This is a genomic window from Microcystis sp. LE19-84.1B, from assembly GCF_027531875.1.
Taxonomy (GTDB): domain Bacteria; phylum Cyanobacteriota; class Cyanobacteriia; order Cyanobacteriales; family Microcystaceae; genus Microcystis; species Microcystis panniformis.
In genome coordinates this window covers 1-12309 of the sequence record NZ_JAPZSR010000094.1, presented here as the reverse complement: position 1 = coordinate 12309, position 12309 = coordinate 1, and the positions used below count along the sequence as shown (strand labels likewise).

General features: G+C 38.2%; 8 protein-coding genes and 2 pseudogenes. 5 read left to right on the top strand and 5 right to left on the bottom strand.

Annotation, left to right across the window (positions count from 1 at the left end; all coding sequences use genetic code 11):
• Positions 1–139 precede the first annotated feature (139 nt).
• Positions 140–1171, top strand: coding sequence for a GntR family transcriptional regulator (locus tag O9324_RS05710; protein ID WP_287732948.1), 1032 nt, complete (start codon positions 140–142; stop codon positions 1169–1171).
• Positions 1172–1545: 374 nt separating this feature from the next.
• Positions 1546–1986 (top strand): annotated as a pseudogene (locus O9324_RS05705) (vWA domain-containing protein); the annotation flags it as partial.
• Between the two features lie 97 nt (positions 1987–2083).
• On the opposite strand, the gene O9324_RS05700 reads toward O9324_RS05705, so the two are convergent.
• From O9324_RS05700 to O9324_RS05685, 4 genes are read right to left on the bottom strand one after another with little or no spacing between them, the layout of a single operon-like run.
• Positions 2084–3937, bottom strand: a complete 1854-nt coding sequence (locus tag O9324_RS05700) for a hypothetical protein (RefSeq protein ID WP_288139686.1) — start codon at positions 3935–3937, stop codon at positions 2084–2086.
• 13 nt (positions 3938–3950) lie between these two features.
• Positions 3951–7220 (bottom strand): cell division protein FtsA, encoded by a 3270-nt coding sequence (locus tag O9324_RS05695; RefSeq protein ID WP_288139685.1) that lies wholly within the window; start codon positions 7218–7220, stop codon positions 3951–3953.
• A 24-nt stretch (positions 7221–7244) separates the two neighbouring features.
• A complete protein-coding gene (locus O9324_RS05690; protein ID WP_288139684.1) occupies positions 7245–8711 on the bottom strand; it encodes a hypothetical protein in 1467 nt (488 codons plus the stop codon).
• Between the two features lie 28 nt (positions 8712–8739).
• Positions 8740–9228 carry a hypothetical protein gene (locus O9324_RS05685; RefSeq protein WP_288139683.1) on the bottom strand — a complete coding sequence of 163 codons (489 nt, stop codon included), beginning with the start codon at positions 9226–9228 and terminating at the stop codon, positions 8740–8742.
• Positions 9229–9392: 164 nt separating this feature from the next.
• Here O9324_RS05685 and O9324_RS05680 point away from each other — a divergent pair, with 164 nt between their 5' ends.
• From O9324_RS05680 to O9324_RS05670, 3 genes are all read left to right on the top strand, one after another.
• Complete coding sequence (locus tag O9324_RS05680) at positions 9393–10829, top strand: hypothetical protein (RefSeq protein WP_288139682.1); 1437 nt, start codon at positions 9393–9395, stop codon at positions 10827–10829.
• Positions 10830–11217: 388 nt separating this feature from the next.
• Entirely contained in the window at positions 11218–11763 is a 546-nt protein-coding gene (locus O9324_RS05675) for an OmpA family protein (RefSeq protein ID WP_288139681.1), read from the top strand.
• A gap of 79 nt (positions 11764–11842) precedes the next feature.
• Positions 11843–12076 carry a hypothetical protein gene (locus O9324_RS05670; RefSeq protein WP_193959311.1) on the top strand — a complete coding sequence of 78 codons (234 nt, stop codon included), beginning with the start codon at positions 11843–11845 and terminating at the stop codon, positions 12074–12076.
• Positions 12077–12127: 51 nt separating this feature from the next.
• Here O9324_RS05670 and O9324_RS05665 read toward each other — a convergent pair.
• A pseudogene (locus O9324_RS05665) lies at positions 12128–12309 on the bottom strand (Uma2 family endonuclease); the annotation flags it as partial.

Sequence of the window (12309 nt, the reverse complement as noted above, 5' to 3'; positions counted from 1 at the left end):
TTTTAACTATTTTTAAGTAAAAAAGTAGCTTTTCTAGTTTAAATAAATAATATCTTGTTTTTTTCTGCTTCTAGCTCCTGAATACTGCCTCGGAAACCCATCAGATCAGGGAAGATGTCCGATTACAGCAGAGGGTCTAATGATAGAATGGGCATCAGCGAAAGTAGTTTGTGAGCGAAGTGATCCGATGCAGTTCCAAATCCAGCCCGACAGTGAAATACCCGCCTCTAAGCAATTATTTGACCAAATTCGCTTCGCTATCGCCTCTCGTCAGTATCCCCCGGGCCATCGTTTACCTAGCACCCGTCAACTAGCTATGATCACGGGATTACACCGTAATACGATAAGTAAAATTTATCAGCAACTGGAAGACGATGGGTTAGTGGCATCCATAGCAGGTTCGGGGATTTATGTCAAGGCTCGCGGGCATGAAAACGATAATTTATTGGGTTCGCCCCTATTGGAACAAAATCCAGAAATAGGCCGACTAATTCGCCAGAGTTTGGCTGGTTTTCTCGCTCAAGGTTTAACTTTAGAGCAAATTCGCGAGTTATTACTGGCGGAAATCGATTGGCGATCGCAGTGTAGTTCTCAAGTTCTTGTCACCATTCCCCGTCACGATTTGGGTGCAGGGGAACTAATGTTAAGAGAATTAGAGCAATCCCTCAAAATTCCCGTCCAATTAGTGGCAATGGAGGATTTAGCCCAAGTTTTAGCCAATACTAAATCTGCCACTGTTGTCACCAGTCGCTATTTTATCAGTGTGGCGGAGGAAATTGCTGCTCCTTTTCAGCTGCGAGTCATTCCCATCGATATCTACGATTACAGCAAGGAATTGGCATTAATCAAAAAATTACCCACCGATAGCCGTTTAGGGATTGTCAGTATTAGCACCGGTATTATTAAGGTGGCCGAAGTTTTAATTCATAGTTTACGGGGCGATGATTTATTAGTTATGTCTGCCCAAATTCATGAAACGGATAAGTTAAAAGTTTTAGCCCGAACTTCCCAGACAATTATCAGCGATCAAGCGAGTTATACTTTAATTAAAAATCTGATTAATGAAGTGCGATCGGATTTAATTCGTCTGCCAGAAATTATCTGTAGTGATAATTATATTGGGGATAAATCAATTCAATTGCTCAGACGAGAATTAGGATTAGGTGGTTAGAGGATAAAAGACACATTTTAACCTCTGAATCTCTCCCAATCCCTTTACTGTTACCTCTTGCCTTATCTCAACAAGCAATTTAAGTAGGGAGGCACAATTATTTGTAGGATGGGTTAGCGGTAGCGTAACCCATGCTGGCGTTGGGTTTCATGCTTCAACCCAACCAACGTTCATCTTATATTTAATTCCACTCACCCACTTAAATGCGCGGGCAGCTGAACTTTAAAATTTAGTTTAATCTATGGTTACTATTGACAATGACCTAGGGCAAATCGAGAATAAAAGCGAAAAAAACTTTTAAGAAGTATTAATTTTTTAGTACAATGGCGGAAGGATAGGGATAAGCTCAATTTTTCACTCTTGAACGAGGCTAAATGAAAAGTGCTGACTGTTTAACGGTATCCCCCGGGGAACCGCTTACCGATTGGCAAAAACTGGGATTAGATTTGGTGGCTCGTTGGCAGGGACGAGATGTTATCCTAGCGATCGATCTTACCGGTAGTGTTAACTTTAATGATGAAGGACGCACGCGCCTCGGTCAAATTATTCGCGATAGTTTAAAAAATAACGATTCCGTTTATTTATTCCCCTTTGCTGATAATGTCCAACCGATTGCAGAACCGATTTTAATTCGCGGAAGGGAAGATATAGACGCGGTTTTAAAGTCAATTCCTTGGCAATCTAGCCAAAGTGCTAAAAATACCGATATTCAGCGAGCAGAATGGCACGTTTATCCCCGACTGGCACGCTTAAATCAGTGTCGTTTAACTGCCAATCAAGCTATCAAACCCCAGTCGGTAGTTTGGATTTCGGATTAGGTGGTACTGGTCGAGATGTGTTAATGAGAATTCGTCGCTTTATTATTGATAAATACGGGAAGTTATCTAAAATATTTGAGCTTGTTAGCTTACATTAATTGTATTCTAATTTTCCTTTTTGTTTCAGTTGCCACATCCCACTGTCACTAACCCAGGTAACTTGTGCAGGTAAAATTAAGGTAAATTTACTGTTGTTGCTGCTTTTACAGCCATCAAATAAAGCGGATGCTGTAAACTCTTGAGATGGGGAAATAGCGTTCTGTTTCGGAAAGAGGAGGTAATGTTTTTCTACTAAATGGTTTTCTACTAATATGATATAATAATATCCATGAGGATATGAATGCGATTTCAAGAAAACAGGCTTACTTAAATTATTCCGTCTTTGTTCTAGTTGTTGGTCATCCTCGACCACTTCTCCCTGTAATTGCACCCCATTGATATTAAATATCCTCTCTGGAGAATGATTATAGGAATCGATTATGTCTTTCCATTGCTGGGGAATATCTACTGTCTCAGTTTTATTAGCTGTTAACTCTGAATTGTCTTTAGGTTGCTGTAACTGCTGTACCTGATTTGGTAAATTTTCATTTTGTTGTTCTAGTTTTTCAATTCTACTCTCTAATTTTTTGTAGCTTTCTGTACCCATTTCTTCTTTTAATTGCTCGAAATTTTTTTGTAGTTGTTTATATTGATCCTTTAATTGAGCAAAATCTGCATTTTTTAATTTATCGAAATTTTCTTTTAGTTGTTGATATAATTGATCGGTGTCTTTTTTTTCAATATCACTAACTTGACCCCCTGAATCTCCCAGTATATCTGGCGTATTTTCACCTAGGGAAGTTGATTTTGCACCAGTGATTATCCCTGTTTCTGCTTCATTACTTCCAACAAGATGTGATATAGTTATTTTCTTAAATAGTTCATTGACTTGTTTCCCAACGTTTTCTAGGCTTGTTTCTATTTCTTTTAATGCTGAACTACTAACTTGTTTTTTATTAAATGGTAGAATTTGTAGCCAAGAAAATTTTTCTTGCAAACCTTTAATTTCGCTGTTGATTTTTTGCAATTCTACTAAAGTTTTTTGCTGTTCATCAGATGAATTTGTCAGTTGCTTAGTTTCATCATAAGTGATAGTAACGCCACTCCTTTTGCTCCGTAAAAAAATAAAACTAAGTGAAAGTAACGCAAGAGTATTGAATAAAGGCCATATCCAATTATTACGATTAATATCCTTCTTAAGTTGTTCTAATTGAGTTTTTAAATCATCTGTAGTTAGAGAATTAGTAAGAGAATTTGAGGTAATCGGATTTTGAGTTGATGAATTATCAATTGTTAAAGTTGCGAGAGGTTCGGTTTCATTTAGAATTTGCTCTAATAGCTTTTTAGTCGCAATTCGTTGTCTTGAACCATCCTCTCCATCAATATCTGATTGATAAATAGGCTGGCTATCAATTTTTAATTGAGATAGTTTATTTTGAGCCTCACTGTACTGCTCTTTTGCTAAATCCTCTAGAATTTTTCGCTGTTGAGAAGTTCCTTCTAGGATAGGTTCAATCTTTGAATCAATATTATTAAAACCGATTTTCGTTTTAATATCATCAGATAAACTATCTTTAAATGTCTTGTAAGCATTAGCAAGTTCATCAACAATTTTTTTTGCCTCAGCATAATCTACAGGGTTTTCTACTTTTGTTCCACTTTCTGTAACTTCAATATTTGCTACAAAAGTATTCAGAGCCTTGCGTTTTTGTCGCAGTGCCTTTAAATTTTTAATAGCGGCAGTCTGTTGAGCGTCTGCAACTGTTGTTGATTGCCCCATTGAACTTCCTGTCGCTGATGAAGAAGAAGAGTGTTGTGCTTGATGCCCAGAAAGATTACAACCACTTAACAACCCCGCAGATAATCCCGTTGCTAAATAAAGTATCAGAAATGTTTTTCTAACCCTCATCGTTCCTTTCCTCCTATAGTCTGCTATTTAATTCTTTTAATAAGGCTTTTAACCCTAAGATAAAGGGAGGTTCAACCCTGACATCCTCTGAGTTACGACCTTCTAAATCATCCCTTAAATTGGATTCTACCGAATCCTTAACATTTGTCCAGAGACTATTGCGCCATTGCTCATCGTCATACTGTTTGAGCGGTTTAATACTGGTGATTTTTAACTCCTTAAAAGCTCGTTGAAAATCCTCTAGAAATTTCTGAAGATTGGCTAATCCTACCTCCTCATCATCTGACCCAACCAGCTTAAAGCTTTCAATTTTTTGAAATTGAGTTAAATCAAGGCGATTTTGCCAGCCAAAAGCCACCCCATTCACCTCACAATCTTCTCCTGCGAAAATCACTTCATCATCATCTTGTAATCCCGTTGAACTAAGATAACGTTTCTTTCTTTGATCTAAAACTAAGCCACAAGCGACTTCTGCTTTCGGTTTAGAACTAAGGACAGTGGCTACTTTTTTGTCCTCAAATCCTGATGCTTTACTGAGCAATCGGCTAAAAAGGAGAGAAGCTTCAGAATCTGGACTAAATCTTCCACTTAAATCCAACCAATTAAGAATACGAGAGCCATTTCCCCCAATATAGACTGGCGTATTCAGCTTACGAGTGTATTTTTTCTCAATGTCTAAAGCACCCAATACAAGACCGATATAGTAATACAAACCTGAAATTCCTAGTGTAGAAAGTTGTACAATCGTTTGCAGATCAGGATCGTCGTCCATCAGCGTTCGATTGCGTTCTAACCACTCGCTTCCTTTGGCCGCCAATACGCCCTCAAGTTTCACGAAAAAGTGTTCATCCCGTATATTGCTTAAATCTTTGTCAGCTTTGTACTTATCAAGAAATTTCTGATAAAGAAAATTAGGTCGGTTTTTCCAAAATTGGGAAAATAGGACTCTTCCTGCTATCTGTACCGAACATTGATGAATCACATCACCATTTTCCCAGATACAAATATCGGACGTTCCCCCTCCCATATCAATGCAGGTGGTATAACTGAGGTGTTTTCCTTCTTCATCTTCATCGGCAAAATAATGGGCTAATGCTAAACTTTCTGCACGATAGGGGTTGCCTATGTCTAACCATTTATGGTCAATTCCCGTCGTTTGGCCTAAATCCTCGATAATTCGTTCCCACATCACTTGATAGAGCCTTTTTTCCGTGCGAGAAAAGGCCGAGGGATAGGAAATAGACCACTTGATCTTTTTGACATGATTTTTCGCCGCTTCAGCCGTAATTAAAAGGGCTAAATGCTTTAGAAAGGTGCGCTTATAGGCAGGATTCTCAAGCGTCCATTTAAGCCCGCTCTTAATATGAGCTTGAGTGGGATCAAACTCTATGACATCTTCGGGGATATAGACCCGTCCATCTAGTACAGGTCTTTCCTCTTCTTTACTCCCTCTAATGGTCAGAACGGATGAAAGGGGAAATTTTTCGGCTTTACCCGACATGAAGTATTCATACAAAATGAGGAAACGCGCACTTTGCTCGATGATTTTAAGATGCAGCGGCGTTAAGGTGAGAGCGTCGCGCGCATTATTAATCTGATAATAGACATTGGTGAAAGATGTACCAAAATCAACGCCTACTGTCCATGTTTTACTGGGATTTTGATCCCCCACTTTAGGAGGTGTTTTCAACAAAATTAACCCTTGAGAAATCCCTGTTTCATCCTGACAAAGAATATAATCGGGAAAACTATCTAAACGAGTAATTTGGGAGTCTTTAAGATCAAGGGGATGAATTTCTCTTGCTTCAGGAAAAACGGCTCGAAAGATTTTATCTTGTTTGGTCGCTTCGTTGCGGTCGTCAAAATATAGCGCATAATACGCTTTCCAGTTCGGGGCTTTAAAATTCGGCCAAATTTCTAAGAATGGTTTCGCTGTAATTGCATTGTTAACTTCAATAGGATACTCTCTGTGAATGGTAAAGTCTGCCCCAGATAAGGGTAAAGTTAAAGATACTCTGACGGCTGATTGGTTGCCAATGGTCGTCGGATTAAAAGCAAGACGCTTAATGAGTTCTTCTGAGCTAAAATAATTAAGCACTTCAGATTCTAGCGGTAATAAAGGGGTTAAATGACGTTCTTGTTCATCAACCGTATAAGTGATCTCCCTTGTGTCTTCAGGGAGTAATGCCCCTGGTAAGTTTCCCTCTCCTTCCAAATAGAAAAAGGTTTTTGTAAAGATGTCATCTTCTGTGAGAAACTTGACTTTTCCTTTATATTGTTTGGTAAACTCGGCTTTATCAAAAATAGCGGCGCTGACCGTATCATAGATCCAAATATCAACAGATTGTTTGGTTGGCCATTGTTTTTTCAATTGCTCAAGGTCTGGAATGAAAATAACCTCTTCATTCATTGACTTCCCTAAAGCTAAAATACTCACACTGGAAGGATTTCTTTTCGCTTGAATTGGAATATTGAGAGCATCTAAATCCCCTAAAGTAAGCGGTACTCCAAAATAGGCAACATTTCTACTAGGTCTAAAAGTTTGCCCTCTAGGATCAATCGTTAGCTCCTGTGCCAGTTCATTTTTATATTCATTCAAAAGTTCTTTAAGTTTGGCAGAATCTACCCCCCTTTGACTGTCAAGCTGAGTTTTTAAGTTATCTAACCACAACCATAATTGAATTTTGTCATCTTCTGTTAAATATTCACTGGAGTCCAAGGGGGAATGTAAGCGTCCATCTGCATACCAAGGAATACCTTCCCAGTTCCCCTCTTCGGCAGGACAGACTAACGTTGCGGGAGAAGTCATGCCCACAGACTGTCCATTCAGCAGAAAAACATAGATTTTGTGCCAAGGATTACGATTTTCCCCCCTAATTCTTTCCGTTGACTGATAAACCGTTCTTTGACTGGAAGGTGATAGAGCGATTAATGCTTTGATCAAAGCATCGGCTTGGAGCGTATCTAAATCTAGTAGTTGGGCTTGTAGTTTAAGCCGTTTCACCTCTGCTAGGGCGATCGCCGCTAACATCCCCTTCCATTGGGCTTTAATGGCACTATGAAGCGGATATTCTTGATCCCGTAACACCATATCCACAAGTAACGGTCTTGCCCACATATCGGGAATTGAACTAATACTTTGAGTATTAGTCCCAATCTCGGGGCGGGTTAAACTATCTGCAACCTCTGTATAAGCGATTCCTGCTTGGGGTTGCCATTTTCCCGCTTCTCCTGGTTTGACACGCGCTTGTGATTTCAAGGGGGGTAAAAAAGAGCTACTCATTGAATCCATCTCCTCTTAATGCTTTTAAATACTTTTTTCCGATAAAACCTTATACAGAGCTTTAGCCAGTCCCGTTGTCCCGTTGTCAATTCCTTGTAAGTCCTTCTTGCTTAAATCTCTAATACGAATGTTAATTTCTTTATCCAGACCTTTCTCTACTAGATCGGGAAAGTTGGAACGGTCTATGATCAAATTGCCTTGATTGTAAAAAGCTGTAACATTAAACCATCTTAAACCGATACCATTAGCATGAAGAATTCCCAGCCATTTGAGATAAGCTTCACACCAGACTTTAATCTCATTAATTCGATCCCATTCGCCCGATTTTTTAATGCTTTCCTGATCATAAAATGGCTCTGCAAAGTGAACCTCACCTAATTTGGTTTTAGCGTGTTCTAATCCTGGAACAATTCTCGATAACCAAATATAGGCAAATCGGACGGCATTAGTTAACTTTCGACGAACTTCATCCTTATCAGGTACATCCTCCCAACTGATCTCATTATCTTTGTTACGACTCAGCAAAATAACCTGTCTTTCATTAGGTTTTGGGGTAAAAATAAAATCTCTTAGGGCTAAACCTGCATATAATTCCAAAACGTGAGGATCATTTCTCTGGTCACTTCCCCCTTTACTAAACTTCTCTACATTAGTCATGGTAGGCATTCCCAACAGATAAATAGTATCAAACTTCAAATCTTGTGTCCCATAATATCTTAGGGCGGCCTCTGTTTTCAGAATAAATTCCTCAGAACGAGCAAAAACGGCTTCTTTATCTTCCTTAGAGGGAAAGCGAAAATAAGGCAACATTAATAAGCCACCCAATTTTACTTTTCTGAGGAGATTTCCTGTCTCTGGATTATCCAATTCTTTAGCAATTAGACGACCCAATGTAGGAAATCCCGATGCACCGGTTCCCCCAAAAATTGAGCCACAAAGAAAAACTTGCGGAGGGTTATTTGCTTCTGTTTTAAGATCGCTATCAATCTTGCCGATCAATTCCTTCCAACTCTCATTAGTGGCCACATTTTGCCGAAGTTGAGTCATAATCGCTGAACCAATAGCGGGTCGGCCTAGAAACCCATCTTTTAACAAGACATCTCGCTCTTTTTCAGTGTAAAGAACATCGAATAAATGACGAATAACTTCCCTGTTTCCATTGTAGTTATCGTATTTAAAGACATCTCTCAAACGAAATTCATCTGCTTTTTGAAAGGGAGTCCACAACCCTAAAAATTCGAGTTTTGTCTGCATCCACCAATTAAGAGTGGGATTAATTCCTTGATCGATATTTTTAGTACAATTTTGGTAGGTCGCAATCGCACCATCGGCCTCTTTAAGATTGCCATTACCCTTGTCGGGATCAACAAAGAGAATTTCTATTTTTGGAATACGCTCACCTTGAGTGTAAATACCCGCTGCTGCTAGATGACATAAGGCTTCAACAATTTTTATCCCTGTTCCACCAATGGCAATAACGTAAACTGACATAACGTTTTAATAACCTCTAAACTAATTTCTAACGAAAACGAGGAAACAAACCAACTAGGGGAACAACACGACGCATATTTGGAGGGGTACTAAGGGCGGTAGATAGCCAGTAACTGGAACACATTCCTAATAGTAAAATCAAGCTAAAAAAAACCAAAGCTTTGGTTTCTAGATTATTGTTACCATCCTTTCCCCAGATAAACAAAGAAATAATGAAACTCAAAAAGGGCAAGACAAACAACAGCCACCAAGAAATTCGAGCTTGGCTGAATTCTTTCTCGGTAAACGTTCGCCACCACTTAAGAGATATTAGATACCAGATAACAGCAAACACACTAGAAAACGCCCCCACAACGAGAACGGCAGGCATATAATTACTTTGTATCCAATTGCTGGTATAGGTGGGAATGATGCCATTGCCAAATAGCATCCGACCGATTACCATTATCATCGCACCGATCATGATGCCAGCCGCAAGACCTGCAATTTCTGGTGGAATCGAATTCTGCTCATTCATTACTGTAATAACTGGGATTAATGAGTCTAAGAAAAAATCGGGATAAATAAAATGATCTAAACCCGCCGCTTTGATGTTATCCTAGCAAGGGAAATATTTTTTGTCCACAATAATTAAATTTACTTAATAAGTTTTTTACTTTTTCGCAACAATTCTTTACATTTATGAAGAAACTTGTCTTGCCTGTCTTTCTAATTTTACTTGGAACAGTCCTAGTCGGCTGTCCTAAGCCTGAAAATTGGTCATGCCCTGAGCTATCAACCCCGACTGCCACCGCAAAAATATCATCAAATCCTGACAAACCAGAAAAAATCATCATTCAAATTGATGGTACGCCCTCTATGAAAGGGTTTGTCAGCGATCGCAACAGTCGCTATATTAGAACCCTAAGATTATTAAGAAGTGCGACAAATACAGCTTTTCCCGTCACGCCATCTCCTACCTTTTATGTTTTTGGGACTCAGCGACTCAAGGAGCCGATCAATCATCAATCGGCTGAAACTGCCTGGTTTTATAGTGGGGGAAGACCTGAATTAAGAGATGCGGCCACTCATAAAATTATCGCACCCCAAAAGACTGATCCACCCAATTCCCTCTACGTTATTGTGACGGATTTATATCAAGAAAAAGCCCAATGGGAAGACTTAGTAGCACAACTCAAAGATCATTATCTCCTGAAGGATGGTTACGCCGTCGGTATTATCGCAGTCAAAAGTGAATTTTTGGGGGATATTTATGATGTTGGATTAGATAATATTCGTTATCCCAGTGTTAAAACAAATCATCCCTTTTATATCTTAGTGTTAGGTCGCTATTCTCAGGTTAAACAATATTTCGATAAAATCAAATCGGAAAGTCAAAATACAGGACTTAATTTTCCTTCTGAAAATTTTGTTATTTTCTCCACTCAAATTTTTGAAAAACCTGCTTTACTGCAAATTAATGACAATGAACCATCTTCTTCTCCGACATCGGATAATCTTCAGAAATCAGGAATTAGACGAGTAGAAGTGATTAATGATGGTAGAATAGTGATAAAAGTGGACAATCCTCAAAATGTAGAACGACTTATTATTCCTAGTCAAACAAGCAATGATAGTCCAAAAGAGACTTCTTTAAAATATAGACTCAACTATAATCCTCTGCTCTATACTTTGCCACTAGCTAATTCTGCTAGTTATCAACTCAATAGTGATAGTGACTTTAATAACAACAAAGAAGAATTTAAAAAATTAGATTCCCAAAGTTCACTGATTCCCCTTCAACTAACGAATTGGCAATCTACGAATAGTCAATTAGAATTTAATGCTTTAATAAATCTTGACAATAATCCTCAAGGAATTGGCGTTTATCGCTTAATTTTTGATGTGTTTCCCGAAAAAATTTCTGGCTCATCAAGACCATATCAAGCCCCGTCTTGGTGGAAAGATTGGAGTTTTGGCGAAAACGAAATTTTTGCAGGAGATAGAACTTACAATTTACAACCCTTTTTATATAATCTAGGAGATACGACTTTTAGAATTATTGAAGATAAGCGAAATATTGAAGATAAGCCAAATGTTGCTCTTGGCCGTCTTTGCTTTATTATCCACAAAAAGTAGGGGTTTGTCAATCAATCAAAACACGGGAGCATCGAGAGCATCCCATTTATGCAAAAATATAAGAGAGAACACCAAAAATAAGTGATTAAATTTATTCAATAGGACAAGCAGACATAACGAATTTATCTTCATTATCGCCTCTAAGAAGGAATTAAGGGAGAGATTTAGACAATTTATTCAAATGTAAGCAATTAAATAGCCAGTTGACCATTAGACACCTCCATAATATTATTTTAAGACTGAAAATGTTTCCAGCAAAGGAGTTGAGCTAAATAAAAATTATTTTATTTAGCTCATAGTTTTTTTATAAAATTAAATTAGCAATGAAAGACATATATTTCAGTCGTTGCACTATTTTGTTAGTACACAGCATAAAAGCAAGCTGTGATTGGTTTATCACTCTTGGAGATATCTACTGATTAGGTATCTCGAAGAAGCAAATCGAAAACTTCAAAAACTGCAAACAGCAACCCCGATAGTTATCGATGAAAAATCAGGAAAATTTAAATTTCAGTCGGGAAGTGCTGAATTAAACCCCGCTTTAAAAACCTATATTCGTCAGCGCATTATTCCCGCTATCGAAACCATTACTAAAGACAGAGAAATCGACTTTATTCAAGTAATTGGACACACCGACGGACAGGGAATACAGCAGACAAGTAATCTCGATAAAAATATCGAATCGGTTGCCAGCAGAAAACAATCTGTTAAAATGCTAGTACCCGGTTCTAACACTGATTTAGGATTAATGCGAGCTTTAGCAGTAGTGCAAGAAATCGAAAACACAGGTAAACTCAAAAACGTCAAATTTCGAGCTTTTTCCGCAGGACAGTTATACCTCCCATCGGGTAAATTAGCCGCGGTTAATCGTGACGCAGATGCAAGCAGACGTAGAATTGAAATCCGTTTTATTCCCCCCGGTAAAAAACAATAAAACAAAAAAAATCTAGAAATTTGTTTTTTTATCTTTTGCTTGTTACACTGAGTAAAGAACGAAATTCAAATCAATATCTATGGAACAAAACACTTTAGAGGGGACTTGGGAAGAAATTTTACAGCATAGTGCTAAATTAGCAGGTCAGCGAGTGAGATTGACCATTCTATCTAATCAATCTTCCAATTCTTCCACTCCAGAAACCCTAGACCAAAAATTAAAAGGAAGAGTTGGACGAGTTTATTTTCAACCATCAGATTTATCTGAGCGAGTAGAAGAAGTTTTTACAAATATTTTAGATGATAAAGACTAAACGGGATGGAAATCAACCTTTTGAGGTTGTACCTTAATTATTTTTCATTCCCTATAGGGTGACATCCTCGTATAAATCCCGAAAAGATGCCATCAGATTAATACTCTGCAAACTAAAACTTTCTTGCTGATAGGTTTGCAGAATCCATAAACCCTGTTCACCCCGTCGAAAAGTTTCTACTCGTTGGTGTTTACTATTCACTAAGACATATTCCTCTAAACTTTCTAGAGTTT